15 protein-coding genes, 3 tRNA genes and 1 pseudogene are annotated in these 15,751 nt (G+C 70.0%); 7 read left to right on the top strand and 12 right to left on the bottom strand.

The features are described 5' to 3' along the window. Positions 1–72: 72 nt before the first annotated feature. Complete coding sequence (locus ABZW18_RS18300) at positions 73–1,155, bottom strand: NAD(P)H-dependent glycerol-3-phosphate dehydrogenase (protein ID WP_356188484.1); 1,083 nt, start codon at positions 1,153–1,155, stop codon at positions 73–75. Next, complete coding sequence (locus ABZW18_RS18305; protein WP_356188486.1) at positions 1,152–1,922, bottom strand: lysophospholipid acyltransferase family protein; 771 nt, start codon at positions 1,920–1,922, stop codon at positions 1,152–1,154. Before ABZW18_RS18305 ends, ABZW18_RS18300 begins: the two co-directional genes overlap by 4 nt. A gap of 137 nt (positions 1,923–2,059) precedes the next feature. Between ABZW18_RS18305 and cofC the strand changes: the two genes are divergently transcribed. Further along, the gene (cofC, locus tag ABZW18_RS18310; protein ID WP_356188488.1) at positions 2,060–2,773 is read left to right on the top strand and encodes a 2-phospho-L-lactate guanylyltransferase; all 714 of its coding nucleotides are present in this window, start codon (positions 2,060–2,062) and stop codon (positions 2,771–2,773) included. Positions 2,774–3,001: 228 nt separating this feature from the next. Then, positions 3,002–3,205 carry a hypothetical protein gene (locus tag ABZW18_RS18315; RefSeq protein ID WP_356188490.1) on the top strand — a complete coding sequence of 68 codons (204 nt, stop codon included), beginning with the start codon at positions 3,002–3,004 and terminating at the stop codon, positions 3,203–3,205. A 172-nt stretch (positions 3,206–3,377) separates the two neighbouring features. On the opposite strand, the gene ABZW18_RS18320 is transcribed toward ABZW18_RS18315, so the two are convergent. The 4 genes from ABZW18_RS18320 to leuC form a co-directional block, all read right to left on the bottom strand. Beyond that, on the bottom strand, positions 3,378–4,019 hold the full coding sequence (locus ABZW18_RS18320; RefSeq protein ID WP_356188492.1) for an HU family DNA-binding protein: 642 nt from the start codon (positions 4,017–4,019) through the stop codon (positions 3,378–3,380). Positions 4,020–4,162: 143 nt separating this feature from the next. Then, on the bottom strand, positions 4,163–4,390 hold the full coding sequence (locus tag ABZW18_RS18325; protein WP_356188494.1) for a hypothetical protein: 228 nt from the start codon (positions 4,388–4,390) through the stop codon (positions 4,163–4,165). Between the two features lie 114 nt (positions 4,391–4,504). Further along, complete coding sequence (leuD, locus tag ABZW18_RS18330; RefSeq protein WP_356188496.1) at positions 4,505–5,098, bottom strand: 3-isopropylmalate dehydratase small subunit; 594 nt, start codon at positions 5,096–5,098, stop codon at positions 4,505–4,507. A gap of 6 nt (positions 5,099–5,104) precedes the next feature. After that, positions 5,105–6,535 carry a 3-isopropylmalate dehydratase large subunit gene (gene leuC, locus ABZW18_RS18335; protein WP_356188498.1) on the bottom strand — a complete coding sequence of 477 codons (1,431 nt, stop codon included), beginning with the start codon at positions 6,533–6,535 and terminating at the stop codon, positions 5,105–5,107. Positions 6,536–6,711: 176 nt separating this feature from the next. Here leuC and ndgR point away from each other — a divergent pair, with 176 nt between their 5' ends. Next, positions 6,712–7,428 carry an IclR family transcriptional regulator NdgR gene (gene ndgR, locus ABZW18_RS18340; protein ID WP_356188500.1) on the top strand — a complete coding sequence of 239 codons (717 nt, stop codon included), beginning with the start codon at positions 6,712–6,714 and terminating at the stop codon, positions 7,426–7,428. Positions 7,429–7,557: 129 nt separating this feature from the next. Here ndgR and ABZW18_RS18345 read toward each other — a convergent pair. The 6 genes from ABZW18_RS18345 to ABZW18_RS18370 all read right to left on the bottom strand — a co-directional run bounded on the left by ABZW18_RS18345 (position 7,558) and on the right by ABZW18_RS18370 (position 10,725). Next, positions 7,558–7,630, bottom strand: a tRNA-Glu gene (locus ABZW18_RS18345). A gap of 61 nt (positions 7,631–7,691) precedes the next feature. Further along, positions 7,692–7,764 (bottom strand) — tRNA-Glu (locus ABZW18_RS18350). A 42-nt stretch (positions 7,765–7,806) separates the two neighbouring features. Next, positions 7,807–7,878, bottom strand: a tRNA-Gln gene (locus ABZW18_RS18355). A 265-nt stretch (positions 7,879–8,143) separates the two neighbouring features. Next, entirely contained in the window at positions 8,144–9,634 is a 1,491-nt protein-coding gene (gltX, locus tag ABZW18_RS18360; protein ID WP_356188501.1) for a glutamate--tRNA ligase, read from the bottom strand. Then, complete coding sequence (locus ABZW18_RS18365; protein WP_356188518.1) at positions 9,627–10,442, bottom strand: fumarylacetoacetate hydrolase family protein; 816 nt, start codon at positions 10,440–10,442, stop codon at positions 9,627–9,629. Before ABZW18_RS18365 ends, gltX begins: the two co-directional genes overlap by 8 nt. Before the next feature lie 100 nt (positions 10,443–10,542). Further along, on the bottom strand, positions 10,543–10,725 hold the full coding sequence (locus tag ABZW18_RS18370) for a hypothetical protein (protein ID WP_356188502.1): 183 nt from the start codon (positions 10,723–10,725) through the stop codon (positions 10,543–10,545). 460 nt (positions 10,726–11,185) lie between these two features. On the opposite strand from ABZW18_RS18370, the gene ABZW18_RS18375 reads away from it, so the two are divergent. The 4 genes and pseudogenes from ABZW18_RS18375 to ABZW18_RS18390 form a co-directional block, all read left to right on the top strand. Continuing rightward, positions 11,186–14,770, top strand: a complete 3,585-nt coding sequence (locus ABZW18_RS18375; protein WP_356188504.1) for a nitrate- and nitrite sensing domain-containing protein — start codon at positions 11,186–11,188, stop codon at positions 14,768–14,770. A gap of 9 nt (positions 14,771–14,779) precedes the next feature. After that, positions 14,780–15,193 carry a roadblock/LC7 domain-containing protein gene (locus ABZW18_RS18380; RefSeq protein WP_356188520.1) on the top strand — a complete coding sequence of 138 codons (414 nt, stop codon included), beginning with the start codon at positions 14,780–14,782 and terminating at the stop codon, positions 15,191–15,193. 100 nt (positions 15,194–15,293) lie between these two features. Next, positions 15,294–15,701: a DUF742 domain-containing protein gene (locus tag ABZW18_RS18385; RefSeq protein WP_356188506.1), complete on the top strand. Its 408-nt coding sequence runs from the start codon at positions 15,294–15,296 to the stop codon at positions 15,699–15,701. Next, a pseudogene (locus ABZW18_RS18390) lies at positions 15,682–15,751 on the top strand (ATP-binding protein); the annotation flags it as partial. The gene ABZW18_RS18385 and the pseudogene ABZW18_RS18390, both read left to right, overlap by 20 nt.

The following is a 15,751-nucleotide window of genomic DNA, read 5'->3' on the forward strand; positions in this document are numbered from 1 at the left end:
GGCAATCGCGCTCGCTCCCGACGCCGTCCCGCGGGGCGCACCGCTGCGGGGTTCGTGGGGCTCCCCGCGGCTTCAGCGGCGTTCGGGCTTGGCGCTGCGGGACATCATCTCCTTGAGCGCCACGAGCGGCGGCTTGCCCTCGTGGACGATGCCGACCACGGTCTCGGTGATCGGCATGTCCACCCCGTGCCGCCGGGCCAGATCGAGCACGGACTCACAGGACTTGACGCCCTCGGCGGTCTGCTTGGTGACCGCGATGGTCTCGTCGAGGGTCATGCCGCGGCCGAGGTTGGTGCCGAAGGTGTTGTTGCGGGACAGCGGTGAGGAGCAGGTGGCGACCAGGTCGCCCATGCCCGCCAGGCCCGCGAACGTATGGGCGTCGGCGCCCATCACCAGCCCCAGCCGGGTCGTCTCGGCGAGCCCGCGGGTGATCAGCGACGCCTTGGCGTTGTCACCGAGGCCCATGCCGTCGGCGATTCCGACAGCGAGCGCGATGACGTTCTTGACCGCGCCGCCCAGTTCGCAGCCGACCACATCGGTGTTGGTGTACGGGCGGAAGTACGGGGTGTGGCAGGCGGCCTGGAGCCGTCGCGCCACCGCTTCGTCGACACAGGCGACGACGGCTGCGGCGGGCTGCCGGGCTGCGATCTCCTTGGCCAGGTTCGGCCCGGTGAGCACCGCGACCCTCCTGCGCACATCCTCCGCGGACTGTTCCCCCGGGCTCCGTCCGGAGGGCGTCCCGAGGGAGGTGCCGCCGGTGGGAGGGCCGGCGGGCGCCTTGCCGACCACCTCCTCGATGACCTCGCTCATGCGCTTGGCCGTGCCGAGTTCGACACCCTTCATCAGGCTCACGAGCACGGTGTCGGAGGGCAGCAGCGGCGCCCACCGGGTGAGGTTGCCGCGCAGCGTCTGGGAAGGAATGGCGAGCACCGTGAACTCGGCGTCGCGAGCGGCCTCCGCGGGGTCGGTGGTGGCCCGTACCGAGGCGGGCAGCTCGATCCCGGGAAAGTAGTCGGGGTTCGTGCGGCCGGTGTTGATGGCCTCGACCAGCTCGGGGCGGCGGCCCCAGAGGGTCACCTCGCAGCCGGCGTCGGCCAGCACCATGGCGAAGGCGGTGCCCCAGGACCCGGTGCCGAACACCGCGCAGCGCGTCACTTGCTCTCCCCTTGTTCCTGGGCCTTCTGCCGCTCGGCCTTCCTGCGCTGCTCCGCGCGGGCCTGGCGGTGGTCGTATGTCTCGGTGGGTACGGGCTCTTCGCGCAGTTCCGCGAGGAGTTCGGTGATCGCCGCCATGATCTTGTCGGTGGCCGCCCGCAGTACCTCGGCGGTGGGCTCCAGCTCGTAGAACGCGGAGAGGTCCACCGGCGGACCGGCCTTCACTCGCAGTGTCTTGCGCGGAAGGAGGCTCAGCTGCCGCGCACTGGAGTAGGGCGGCACCGCGTGGTTGGCGCCCCACTGCGCGACAGGGATGACCGGGGCCCTGGTGAGCAGCGCCACGCGGGCCGCGCCGGTCTTGCCCTGCATCGGCCAGTGATCGGGGTCGCGGGTGATGGTGCCCTCGGGGTAGAAGGCGACGCATTCGCCGCGTTCGATCGCGTCGACGGCGGCGCGGAAGGCGTCCACGGCGTCGGTGGACTCCCGGTAGACGGGAATCTGGCTGGTGCCCCGGAGCATCGAACCGACGAACGGCGTGTTGAAAAGTGCGGCCTTCGCGAGGAATCGCGGGACGCGTCCGCTGTTGTACTGGAAGTGCGCATAGGAGAGCGGGTCGAGATACGAGTTGTGGTTGACCGCGGTGAGGAATCCGCCGTCACCGGGAATGTGTTCCATTCCGTACCAGTCCCGCTTGAACAGCACCACAAGCGGCGGTTTTGCGATCACCGCGGCCAAGCGGTACCAGAAGCCGATTCTGCGGCGGGACACTCGGAAACCCTCCTCGTGGGACCTGCTGAGCTGCGGACGGACAGCCGCACAAGTGTCGCCTCAGGGTCCCGGTCTGTCGAGAACACCGTAACCCCGCTGGTCCCGGGCAACTGCGGCAGCAGGCGAGAATGAAGCCGATGCGAAGAGTCGGAGAGTCCGTGGCAGTGGGCGGATGGTCCCTGGTGGTGCCGCTGAAACCGTTGTCGCTGGCGAAGAGCAGACTCGCCGGGGCGGCCGGGGACGGCCTGCGGCCGGGGCTGGCCCTGGCGTTCGCACAGGACACGGTGGCAGCCGCGCTGGACTGCCCGGCGATAAGCGATGTGGTCGTCGTCACGGACGATCCGCTCGCCGTCGCGGAACTGACGGCGCTGGGCGCGCGGGCCGTACCGGATACTCCCGGTGCGGGTCTGAATGCGGCGCTCGCGCACGGTGCGCGGACCGTACGGGAGGACCGGCCGGCGGCGCCGGTGGCGGCGTTGAACGCGGATCTCCCGGCGCTGCGGCCCGGCGAACTTGCGCGCGTTCTCGCGGTGGCCGGCGCATTTCCCCGGGCATTTCTCGCGGATGCCGCGGGAGTGGGGACCACATTTCTCTCCGCGGCGCCGGGGGTGGCACTCGATCCGGCTTTCGGCGGCCCGTCACGGGCGCGGCACCGTACGTCGGGGGCCGCGGAAATCCTGCTGGCGGGCGTGGATTCCGTACGGCGGGACGTGGATACGGGCGAGGATCTGCGGGCGGCACTGGCTCTGGGAGTGGGGCCGAGGACCGCGGCCGCGACGACCGGACTGCTCGTCCCGGAGAAGCGGACTGCCGTGGAGGGCGCGGGCGGAACGGTGCGCGGCGCCGACTAGTGCCGCGACCGGCACCGCTTGCCCGTCAAGGAGGGTCGTCCGGTGCGTGCGATCGCGAGGGGGCCGGAAACCCTCGTAGCGGAGCTACTGGGGCTTTTGGCGATGCGGCTGGGGGCACTCCCCCAGCTACCGCTGGGGGAGCCCCCACCCGGCCGAAGGGAGGGGAATGCGTGCTGCTGGCCGGCGCGACGGGGCAGCCGTTGCCGGGAGGGGCACTAGTCTGAGCGTATGCAGGCCACCGCTTATACGTACGACGCCGAGACCCGGTCCGGCAGTGTGCTGCTCGACGACGGCACTCCGCTGCCATTCGACGCGGCGGCATTCGACGCGGGCGGGCTGCGGCTGCTGCGCCCCGGCCAGCGGGTGCGGATCGAGGTGGACGGCGAGGGCGGAAGCCGCCGGATCGCTCTGGTGACACTGCAGACCCTCTGAACCGCAGCCCTGCGAACCGCGGACGCTCCCGACCGGGGCGGCGCCTAGCCCGAGGACCCGTGGATTCCGGGGCACGTGCTGCTCCAGTGCACGGCTGCTTCGAGGAACGGCAACCCCGAAAACACCGCGGGCCGGGCTCCCCGAGGGGAGTCCGGCCCGGTCGCGTGAGGTGCTACTTCTTCCTTGCGGCCGACTTCTTGGCGGTCGTCTTGCGCGCCGTGGTCTTGCGCCCCGGAGCCTTCTTCGCCGTGGCCTTCTTGGCCGGAGCCGTCTTCTTCGCGCCGGCCTTCTTCGCCGCGGCCTTCGCCGGGGTGGCCTTCTTGGCGGCCTTCTTCGCGGTGGTCTTCTTCGCTGTCGCCTTCTTCGCGGTGGTCTTCTTCGCCGCCGCCTTCTTCGCCGTGGTCTTCTTCGCCGCCGCCTTCTTCGCCGCCGCCTTCTTGGCGGTGGCCTTCTTGGCCGCGGCCTTGGCGGTAACGCCGCCCGTGAGGCTGCCCTTGGGAGCCTTCTTGACGGCCACCTCGCCGCCCCTCGGCAGCTTCTTCGAGCCGCTGACCAGGTCCTTGAAGCCCTGACCGGCACGGAAACGGGGAACCGAGGTCTTCTTGACCCGGACGCGCTCGCCGGTCTGCGGGTTGCGGGCGTACCGGGCCGGACGGTCCACCTTTTCGAACGAACCGAAACCGGTGACCGAGACCCGGTCGCCGGAGACAACTGAACGCACGATCGCGTCCAGTACCGCGTCGACAGCCTCGGCGGCGTTCTGCCGCCCGCCGAGCTTGTCGGCAATCGCTTCTACGAGCTGCGCCTTGTTCACGTCTTCCCCTTCGGAGACATTGCCGGAACGAAAGTGTTCAAGCTTTTTCGCACGTTAGGCAGATATATACCGCAAATCAAACACGAAACGGGCTAATCACCCTTGTGCCGCAACGAACTCGGCGCCACGGAGTTCCGTCGGCCTCAGTCGCCTTCGGGGAAACGACCTTCGTCGAGGTCCTTCATGAACCGGTCCAGCCGCCTTGCGGCAGCGGCGAGATCGTGTTTGGCCGCGGCCGTGATGACCAGCAGTTTCCGGGACAGCGCCATCCGTACGCCCTCCGGCACTTGCAGCGAGCGCACCCTTGTGTGCGCTTCCTTCAGCCGGGCCGCGACGACCTCGTAGAGCTCGAGTTGGCTGTCGCGGTCCATGCACCGATTGTGCCATCTGGGGCGAGTTGTCGCTTCGTGGGGCCTCAACCGTGCCCGGAACACGACTGCGCCCCCTGCCGGGCGGCAGGGGGCGCAGTGCGGAAAGCGTGCTGATCAGACGTCTACGGTACGGGGCTTGAAGGCCGGGCGACCGGCCTCGTACGCCGCGATCTCGGCTTCGTTCTTCAGGGTGAGGCTGATGTCGTCCAGCCCTTCCAGCAGCCGCCAGCGGGCGTTCTCGTCGAGCTCGAACTCCGCGGTGATGTCACCGGCCCGGACCTGCCGCCCGACGAGGTCGACGGTGATCTCGGCGGTCGGGTCGGCCTCGGTCAGCTGCCACAGCCGCTCCACCGTCTCCTGCGGCAGCACGACCGTGAGCAGACCGTTCTTGAGCGAGTTGCCGCGGAAGATATCGGCGAAGCGGGAGGAGATCACGGCCTTGAAGCCGAAGTTCTGCAACGCCCAGACGGCGTGCTCGCGCGAGGAACCGGTTCCGAAGTCGGAGCCCGCCACCAGAACGGTCGCGCCCTGCCGCTCGGGCCGGCCCAGCACGAACTCGGGGTCCTTGCGCCAGGCCTCGAACAGCCCGTCCTCGAAACCGTCGCGGGTGACCTTCTTCAGCCAGTGCGCGGGGATGATCTGGTCGGTGTCGACGTTGCTGCGGCGCAGCGGTACGGCCCGGCCGGTGTGCGTGGTGAAAGCTTCCATGACTGCTCAGGCCCCCACGGGTGTGCGTACGGCTGCGTCGGACAGATCGGCCGGCGAGGCGAGATGCCCCAGGACCGCGGTGGCGGCGGCGACCTGCGGGGAGACCAGGTGGGTACGGCCGCCCTTGCCCTGCCGCCCCTCGAAGTTGCGGTTGGAGGTGGACGCGCAGCGCTCACCGGGCTTCAGCTGGTCGGGGTTCATGCCCAGGCACATCGAGCAGCCCGCGTGCCGCCATTCGGCGCCGGCCGCGGTGAACACCTTGTCCAGGCCCTCCTCGACGGCCTGCAGGGCAACGCGTACAGAGCCCGGGACCACCAGCATGCGGACGCCTTCCGCGACTGAACGCCCCGACAGGATCTCGGCGGCGGAGCGCAGGTCCTCGATCCGGCCGTTGGTGCAGGAGCCTACGAAGACGGTGTCCACGGAGATGTCGCGCAGCGGCTGACCAGCCGTCAATCCCATGTATTCCAGGGCCTTTTCGGCGGCGATGCGGTCCGAAGCGTCATCGTACGAAGCCGGGTCCGGCACGGACTCCGACAACGGGGCACCCTGGCCCGGGTTGGTGCCCCAGGTGACGAACGGGGCCAGCGCGGTGGCGTCGATGACGATCTCGTGGTCGAAGACCGCGTCGTCGTCGGTGCGCAGCGTCTTCCAGTACGCGACGGCGGCGTCCCAGTCCTCGCCCTGCGGGGCGTGGTCGCGGCCCTGCAGATAACTGAACGTGGTCTCGTCCGGCGCGATCATGCCCGCGCGGGCGCCGGCCTCGATCGACATGTTGCAGATGGTCATCCGGGCTTCCACCGACAGCTTCTCGATGGCGGAGCCGCGGTACTCGATGACGTATCCCTGGCCGCCCCCGGTGCCGATCCGGGCGATGATCGCCAGGATCAGGTCCTTGGCGGTGACGGTGCCGGGCAGCTCGCCCTCCACGGTGATCGCCATGGTCTTGAAGGGCGCGAGCGGCAGGGTCTGGGTGGCCAGCACATGCTCGACCTGGCTGGTGCCGATGCCGAACGCCAGCGCGCCGAAAGCGCCGTGGGTGGAGGTATGGCTGTCACCGCAGACCACGGTCATCCCGGGCTGGGTCAGTCCCAGCTGCGGTCCCACGACGTGGACAACCCCTTGCTCGACGTCGCCCAGTGGGTGCAGCCGTACGCCGAAGTCCGCGCAGTTCTTGCGCAGCGTCTCCAGCTGAGTACGGGAGACCGGGTCGGCGATCGGCTTGTCGATGTCGAGGGTGGGGGTGTTGTGGTCCTCGGTGGCGATGGTGAGGTCGGTGCGCCGCACCGGGCGGGCGTTCTGCCGGAGGCCGTCGAAGGCCTGCGGGCTCGTCACCTCGTGCAGCAGGTGCAGATCGATGAAGAGGAGGTCGGGCTCGCCTTCGGCATGCCGGACGACATGGTCGTCCCAGACCTTCTCCGCCAGTGTCCGTCCCATCGCTTTCCCTCCGGCCGGCCGTATTGCCGGACCTGCTCGATTCCCTGTGCCCCGGCCCGAAACCCCCATTCCGGGCGGTGCATACGGGCCGTGGTCCGCGGTCCGCCGTTCCAGAGTGACGGGTTCCGCAGAAAATTGAACTTGCGTTTCACAGAGTGAGACGCGAGTATCGTTGCATGGACAACTCTAGCGGCGTCGGCGTTCTCGACAAGGCAGCTCTGGTACTGAGCGCTCTGGAGTCCGGTCCGGCCACCCTCGCCGGGCTGGTCGCGGCGACCGGTCTCGCGCGCCCCACGGCGCACCGGCTCGCGGTGGCGCTGGAGCACCACCGGATGGTGGCAAGGGATATGCAGGGCCGGTTCATCCTGGGCCCCCGGCTCTCCGAGCTGGCCGCGGCGGCCGGCGAGGACCGGCTGCTCGCCACGGCAGGGCCGGTGCTCACACATCTGCGGGATGTGACGGGCGAGAGCGCCCAGCTCTACCGGCGACAGGGCGATATGCGGATCTGCGTGGCCGCGGCGGAACGGCTGTCCGGACTCCGGGACACCGTGCCCGTCGGCTCCACCCTGCCCATGAAGGCCGGATCCGCGGCGCAGATTCTGATGGCCTGGGAGGAGCCGGAGCGGCTGCACCGCGGCCTGCAGGGTGCCCGGTTCACGGCGACGGCGCTGTCGGGCGTACGGCGCCGGGGCTGGGCCCAGTCCATCGGCGAACGCGAGCCGGGCGTGGCGTCGGTCTCCGCGCCCGTGCGCGGTCCCTCCAATCGCGTGGTCGCCGCCGTCTCGGTCTCCGGACCGATCGAGCGGCTGACCCGTCACCCGGGCCGGATGCACGCCCAGGCGGTCATCGACGCGGCGGGGCGGCTGAGCGAAGCCCTGCGCCGTACGAGCTGACGGTCGCGGCCGAGCCGCCCAGCGGCTCGGCCCGCGGGACTCGGCCCGCGGGGCCGGGAATGGCGGACATGGCGAAGGACCCCGGAAATGCCGAAAAGCCCCTCCGTGAGGAGGGGCTTTCTTGTTCTGTACCCCCGACCGGATTCGAACCGGCGCTACCGCCTTGAGAGGGCGGCGTGCTAGGCCGCTACACAACGGGGGCCCTAGCGATCCATTCGTCGTCGGCACCGGGTGCGACCCGGTGGGGACGGTGTCAGGATCTGTACCCCCGACCGGATTCGAACCGGCGCTACCGCCTTGAGAGGGCGGCGTGCTAGGCCGCTACACAACGGGGGCTCAGCACTACTGAAACAAGAGCCTCGCGGGCGAGAACTCTTGCTGGGGTACCAGGACTCGAACCTAGACTAAGTGAACCAGAATCACTCGTGCTGCCAATTACACCATACCCCACCAAAACGCAACCCCCTGAGGGGGTTTTGTTTGGGATGCGCTCCCGGTCCGGCCTTGTCGGCCCGCTCGGGCGGCGCAGGAAGAACATTACCCGATGGTGGACGGCGCTCCAAAACGGGTATCCCCGCGCCGAAGTGCGGGCCACCGCCCAAACCGCTGATCGGCCGCGGGCCGCACCGCCGCCGCGGCCGAGAGTGCGTTCGGCGCGGTCGACGGCACGGTGCGGGCCCGCTGACTCGGGTGCCGCGAAGGCGATCCGCGGGCTCTACCCGGAGACACGCTCAGCCGCGGCGCGCAGCCGGCGCAGCGTCTCCTCGCGCCCCAGCAGCTCCATCGACTCGAAGAGCGGCGGGGAGACCCGGCGTCCGGTGACGGCGACGCGCAGCGGTGTGAACGCGTGCTTGGGCTTGAGGCCGAGGCCGTCGACCAGGGCCTCGCGCAGCACGGCCTGAATCGGCTCCGGGGTGTAGTCCTGCAGGGACTCCAGGGCCTTGATGCTCGATTCGAGCACCGGCGCGGCATCGGGGCCCAGGGCCTTGGCGGCGTCGGCCTCGTCCACCCGGAAGTCCTCCGGGGCGACGAAGAGGAAGCCGAGCATGCCGACGACCTCGCCGAGAACGACCATGCGCTCCTGGGTGAGCGGCGCCGCCCGGGTCAGCAGATCGAGCTGCGCGTCCGTCGGTTCCGCCGGAAGCAGATCCGCGGCCTGCAGATACGGCACCAGGCGGCGTACGAACTCATCGGGCGCCAGCTCCCGCAGATGCACCGCGTTGATCGCCTCGCACTTCTTGAGGTCGAAGCGCGCCGGGTTGGCGTTGACGTCGCCGATGTCGAAGGCGGCGACCATCTCCTCGATGGAGAAGACGTCGCGGTCCTCGGCGAGTGACCAGCCAAGCAGCGAAAGGTAGTTGAGCAGGCCCTCGGGCAGGAAGCCGCGCTCGCGGTAGAGGTTGAGCGAGGCCTGCGGGTCGCGCTTGGAGAGCTTCTTGTTGCCCTCGCCCATGACGTACGGGAGATGGCCGAAGTGCGGGATGCTGCCGTTGCCGACGCCGATCTCGGCGAGGGCGGCGTACAGCGCGATCTGGCGCGGGGTGGAGGACAGCAGGTCCTCGCCGCGCAGCACGTGGGTGATGTCCATCAGCGCGTCGTCGACCGGGTTGACGAGTGTGTAGAGCGGGGCGCCGTTGGCCCGGACGATGCCGAAGTCCGGCACGTTCTCCGGGGTGAAGGTCAGCTCGCCGCGCACCAGGTCGTCGAAGGTGATCGGGGCGTCGGGCATCCGGAAGCGGACGATGGCCGTGCGGCCCTCCCGCTTGTACGCCTCGATCTGCTCCGCGCTCAGGTCGCGGCACTGCCCGTCGTAGCCGGACGGCTTTCCGGCGGCGCGGGCGGCTTCGCGGCGCTCGTCCAGCTCCTGGGTGGTGCAGTAGCACTCGTACGCGAAGCCGCGCTCCTGCAGCCGGCGGGCGACATCGGCGTAGATCTCCATGCGCTGCGACTGGCGGTACGGCGCGTGCGGGCCGCCGATCTCGGGCCCCTCGTCCCAGTCGAAGCCCAGCCAGCGCATCGCGTCGAGCAGCTGCGCGTAGGACTCCTCGGAGTCGCGGGCCGCGTCGGTGTCCTCGATGCGGAAGACCAGAGTGCCGCCGTGGTGCCGGGCGAACGCCCAGTTGAACAGGGCGGTGCGGACCAGGCCCACATGGGGGTTGCCGGTCGGCGAGGGACAGAAACGTACACGTACGGGTGCGCTAGCCACGCTTGATCACCTTGTTGGTGAGAGTGCCGATGCCTTCGATGGTGACGGCGACCTCGTCGCCGACGCTGAGGGGGCCGACGCCCGCGGGGGTGCCGGTGAGGACGACGTCGCCGGGGAGCAGCGTCATGGCCTCGGTGATGTGCACGATCAGATCGGCGATCGAGCGGATCATGTCGGCGGTGCGGCCCAGCTGGCGCTGCTCGCCGTTGACGGTGCACATGATGCCGAGGTCGGAGGGATCGAGCTCGGTCTCGATCCAGGGGCCGAGGGGGCAGGCGGTGTCGAAGCCCTTCGCCCTGGCCCACTGCTTCTCGCGCCGCTGGACATCACGGGCGGTGACGTCGTTGGCGCAGGTGTAGCCGAGGATGACGTCCTGGACCCGGTCGCGCGGGACCTCGCGGCACATCCGGCCGATGACCACGGCCAGCTCGGCCTCGTGGTGCACCTCGTCGGAGAAGGAGGGGTACGCGATGGGGTCGCCGGTGCCGATCACCGAGGTGGACGGCTTGAAGAAGGCGACCGGGGCCTCGGGGCGGCCCTGATCGTCGAGAACGGCGTTGCCCAGCTCGGCGGCGTGCTCGGCGTAGTTGCGCCCGATCCCCACGACCTTGTTGGGCAGGACGGGCGGCAGCAGCCGAACCTTGCTCAGCGGGACCCTCTGCCCCGAACGCTCGAACTCGGCGAAGGGATGACCCTTGATGATGTCGAGGACGGGACCGTCTTCAGTGGCGGTGGTCGCCGAAGACGTGTCCCCCTCCACTACGCCGAAGGCGACGTTGCCGTCGATGGAGAACCTGGCGATGCGCACGGGAAGCCGCTGCCCCTCACTGATCACTGCTGGAGACTGACACTCCAGGTTATCGCCCCGGTTTCGGCGCCCGCTCGCCTCCCGTGCGGTCCGCCCCGGGTCAGTTCTCGGGAGCGTCCATCAGTACGGTTCGGCGGGGGTTCGCCGTCTGGAGAGGCAGTTCGGCGGAGGGCTCCGACGCCGGTCCGCCCGCGGAGGTCTGGAGCTCGCCGGCGTCCTCGAGGTGGGCCAGCGTGGTGCGTCGCGGGTTGGCTATGTTGCGGAACATCATCGTGGTCTTCACCGGTGCTTGCCTCGCGGAGTCGTTGTCGTTTCGACGGTCTGTGTAAACCGTCAGGCTAGACGCGCAATTCCCCGGAGATTCGAGGAAGAAGCCTCGATCATCATGTGAGTTTCCTCACGAAGGACCTCTCAAATCACGCATAGCGGTCAGGCTTTACGTGCCTCCGAAACGGACATTATCTCCCTGAAGCGAACGTTCCACTCCCGATCACCGCTACTGGGACACCGATAGTCGGCGAGCAACTCAGGCATAAAAGTCCGTTATCGCAGACTTTCTCTTCTACGTCTTGTGACCCCTTCCACACTGAGCGTCACTCGCCTCACGCACTGGGGCAGCGCCCTTGTTGCAGATCCGGCACTGTGCTGGAATTCCACGGACCGCCGGGGCCACTGTCCCCACGACTCGACACCGCCCCGCCGCTGACGCGGTGGGGCGCCTGGTCACAGAGGTTGCGACGCTAGTGCAGGGACGTTTCAAGAGGGATGGCAGCGCTGCGGCGGACCCGGAGCCGCGCGGTGGGACCGATCACGGCTCCTCGCCCCAGCGCGCCCAGGACACCGGTGCGACGCCGGATGGCCAGGGCTCCAAGAGCCCTGCGCGTATGAACGCGCAGGGCACCGGTGAGACGGGCGAACGGCAGAAAACGCCGTCCGGCCCGGGCTCTCGCATAGCCCTGCGCAACTGGCGCATCAGTACCCGTCTGGTGTCCCTGCTGGCCCTGCCCGTGGTCGCCGCCACGACGCTGGGCGCGCTGCGTATCGACACCTCGATGGACAACCTCCAGCAGCTCGAGAACATGAAGCTGCTGACGGAGATGACCAAGCAGGCGACCGAGCTGGCGTCCGCGCTCCAGGAGGAGCGCGACCACTCGGCCGGCCCGCTGGCCGCCAGCGACGGCAAGAACGACGACGTCGTCTACCCGCGGATCAAGTCCGACCGGGCCAAGCAGGCGTTCCGTGAGGCCACCCAGGACATCGAGGCCTCGAACTCCGAGGAATTGGTGGGCGTCAACTCCTCGCTCGTCAACATCCTCAAGCAGCTCGAGAAGATCAAGACGATCCGCGCGAACGCGTACGACGACGAGAACTACATCGCGCAGACCGTCAGCAATTACAACGAGCTCATCACCTCGCTGCTCTCCCTCTCCCAGGACATGGCCCAGGCGACCAGCAACAGCGAGATGATCCGCAGCACCCGTGCGCTGGCCGCGTTCTCCTCCGCCAAGGAGTACGCGTCCATGCAGCGCGCGGTCATCAGCGCCGGTCTCGCCCACGGCCCGAAGCCGAAGCTCTCCCCCAACGACCGGCTCTACGGCCAGTCCGCGCAGCAGAGCGAGGAGTCGGCCCTCGCGCAGTTCATCCAGGTCTACGCCGGTAAGTCCAGCTCTCAGGAGCTGTTGCAGGCGCTGGAGGACGGCGGAAACTCCGAGATCATCCTGGCGGACACCTATGCCGCCCGGGTCCTCAAGACCGACGGCCAGATCTCCTCCGAGAAGCGCTCGTACAAGGACTGGTACGACCAGGACTCCACCAAGATCGACGAGATGTCGCGCATCGAGCAGACGCTGCTCTCCGAGATGGAGGAGAAGGCGCGCGAGCTGCGCTCCGAGGCCCAGCAGGTCGCCATCATCAACGGTGCCGTCATCCTGCTGGTGCTCGGTGTCTCGCTCGTCGGCGCGTTCGTTGTGGCCCGTTCCATGGTCCGCTCCCTGCGCCGGCTCCAGGACACCGCTCAGGACGTCTCGCAGAAGCGGCTGCCCGAGCTGGTCAAGCAGCTCTCCGAGTCCGACCCGCAGGACGTGGACACCTCGGTCAAATCCGTCGGTGTGCACAGCCGGGACGAGATCGGCCAGGTGGCCGCGGCCTTCGACGACGTGCACCGCGAGGCGGTCCGGCTCGCCGCCGAGCAGGCGCTGCTGCGAGGCAACGTCAACGCGATGTTCACCAACCTCTCGCGCCGCAGCCAGGGCCTCATCCAGCGCCAGCTGTCGCTGATCTCCGAGCTGGAGAGCCGCGAGGCGGACCCGGACCAGCTGTCCTCGCTCTTCAAGCTGGACCACCTCGCGACCCGTATGCGCCGGAACGGCGAGAACCTCCTCGTCCTCGCGGGCGAGGAGCCGGGCCGCCGGTGGACCCGCCCGGTCCCGCTGGTCGACGTGCTCCGCGCCGCGGCCTCCGAGGTGGAGCAGTACGAGCGGATCGAACTGAGCTCTGTGCCCACGACCGAGGTCGCCGGCCGGGTCGTCAACGACCTCGTCCACCTGCTCGCCGAGCTGCTGGAGAACGCCACCTCGTTCTCCTCCCCGCAGACCAAGGTCAAGGTCACCGGCCACGCACTGCCCGACGGCCGGGTGCTGGTCGAGATCCACGACACGGGCATCGGCCTCTCCCCCGAGGACCTGGCGGCGATCAACGAGCGGCTGGCCAGCCCGCCGACCGTGGATGTCTCGGTGTCCCGGCGGATGGGTCTGTTCGTGGTCGGCCGGCTGTCCCTGCGGCACGGCATCAGGATCCAGCTGCGCCCGTCGGACTCCGGCGGTACGACCGCACTCGTCATGCTTCCGGTGGACGTCGCCCAGGGCGGCAAGGCGGTCGGCAAGCCTGCTCCCGCGGCGGGTTCCGGCAGCGGCGGCAGTGGCCAGCCCTCGAACCGTCTCGCGGGGATCCAGCCGCGCGGCCAGGTGTCGGGCGGCGGCGGAGCGCGCCCCGCTCTGCCGGGCCGCGAGACAGGTCTTCCGCCCGCCGGTCCCGGCGGTCCCCGAACAGGCGGCGCGCTGCCGTCCCGGCCGGGCGCGGGTTCTTCCTCCGGTGGCGGTCCCCCCTCCGGCGGTGGTTTCCCCCCGGCGGGCCGTACGGGCTCCGGGTCCGGCACGGGAGCGGGCGCGGCCAACTCCGGCGGGGCGCCCGGCGCCCCCGGCCAGGGCAGCCGTCCCGGCGACTCCGGTCCACGCCACGGCGCGAGCAGCTCACTCGGTTCGGAGGGGCGTCCCGGTCCGCCGCCGTCCGCGGGGGCTCGTAACAACTCCCAGGGCGGCCCCGCGGCCCCCGCACGCCGCGACGGCGCCGGCGACCCCGGCCGCCGCGCACAGCTGCCGCCGCGCGGCGCCGAGTCGGGTACCGGCCCGACCGTCGCACCGCCCACCGGCGCGCCCGGACAGCCCGCTCAGGGCCGCGGCCAGGCCTCCGGTGGCCGGGGCGGCCGCCCGCAGCTGCCGCCACGCGGCCAGGCGCCCGAACTGACCGGTGGCTCGGGCTCCCAGCAGGGAAACCCCGCCAACGCCCAGCAGCCCGGCACCAACTGGGGCGCTCGCCGGGCGGCCGGAGGTACGGCCGACGACTGGCCGGCCACCCCGCGCCACGACGCCGACGACGCACCGCGCGGCCACGAGGACGTCGACTCCGGGCAGTCCCAGCGTGCGGACCGGGCCGTCCCGCAGCAGCGGTCCCAGCAGCCGCAGCAGTCCCAGCAGCAGGACACGGGCTCGTTCCCGCTGCCGCAGTCCGAGCTGGACGCGCTGCCGTCCGCCGGTCCCGGCGACGGCCGCACGCCGCTCTTCGACACGCTGGAGTCCGACTGGTTCCGCGGTGCACGGAGCGACGAGCAGCCCTCCGAGGGCCAGGCCCCCGCCGCACCTCCGCGGCCGACCCACCGGCCCGCGCAGCGCCCTGCCTCGGCGGTACCTCCGATGCCGCGGCGCGAGCCGGCACGCAATGACAGCGGCGCCGGCGCCGCATGGAGGATGTCGCCCAATGACGAACTGGGGCGGCAGGCCGAGCGGGTCCGCCAGCCCGCGGCGGGCGGAGTCACCACTTCCGGACTGCCGCGCCGCGTGCCGCGGGCGAACCTCGTCGCCGGCACCGCGGCAACGCAGCAGACCGACCAGACCGGACCACAGGTTTCGCGCGCGCCGGACGACGTGCGCGGACGACTGACCAATCTCCGACGGGGTATCCAGCAAGGCCGTCAGGCCGGGTCGACCACCGGCCCTGACAGTCATGGCAGCAACAATCAAGGCTACGGCCCCACTTACCAGCAGGAGCGTTAGTTGAGTCCGATGAGCCAGGCGGCGCAGAATCTGAACTGGTTGATCACCAACTTCGTGGACAACACCCCGGGGGTGTCCCACACGGTGGTGGTCTCCGCCGACGGGCTCCTTCTGGCGATGTCGGAAGGGTTCCCGCGCGACCGCGCCGATCAGCTTGCGGCCGTGGCCTCCGGCCTGACGTCGCTGACGGCCGGCGCCTCCCGTATCTTCGAAGGCGGCGCGGTCAACCAGACCGTCGTGGAGATGGAACGTGGTTTCCTGTTCCTGATGTCCGTCTCCGACGGTTCCTCGCTGGCCGTACTCGCCCACCCCGACTGCGACATCGGCCTCGTGGGCTACGAGATGGCCCTCCTGGTCGACCGAGCGGGCAGCGTCCTCACCCCGGACCTGCGCGCGGAACTCCAAGGCAGCCTTCTGAACTGACCGACCGACGTAAGCTCGATCCGACCCGTCCGGCCACATCGCCCGCTCCCCGCACCGCCGGCCCCGCCAGACGACAACCGTTGTCCCGCCCGGAGGACTCATGACCCCGCCCCACTCGCCCGGCCCGTACGGCGCCTCATACGAGGAGTCGTACGGGGGTGAAGGCGATCAGCCGCTGGTGCGGCCGTACGCCATGACCGGGGGCCGGACCCGGCCTCGCTACCAGCTCGCCATCGAGGCACTGGTCAGCACCACGGCCGACCCCTCCCAGCTGGATGGGCTGCTCCCCGAGCACCAGCGGATCTGCCACCTCTGCCGCGAGGTGAAATCGGTGGCGGAGGTGTCCGCGCTGCTGGCGATTCCGCTGGGCGTGGCCCGAATCCTCGTGGCCGACCTCGCGGAGGCGGGGCTGGTGGCGATCCACCAGCCCGGCGGTAGCGAAGAGGCCGGCGGTACGCCGGATGTGACACTGCTCGAAAGGGTGCTCAGTGGACTTCGGAAGCTCTAGCGGTGCAGCCCGCTCCACCACCTCCGCGAAGATCGTGGTGGCGGGCGGCT

Source organism: Streptomyces sp. NPDC004647 (genome assembly GCF_040609575.1).
In the GTDB taxonomy this organism is placed as follows: domain Bacteria; phylum Actinomycetota; class Actinomycetes; order Streptomycetales; family Streptomycetaceae; genus Streptomyces.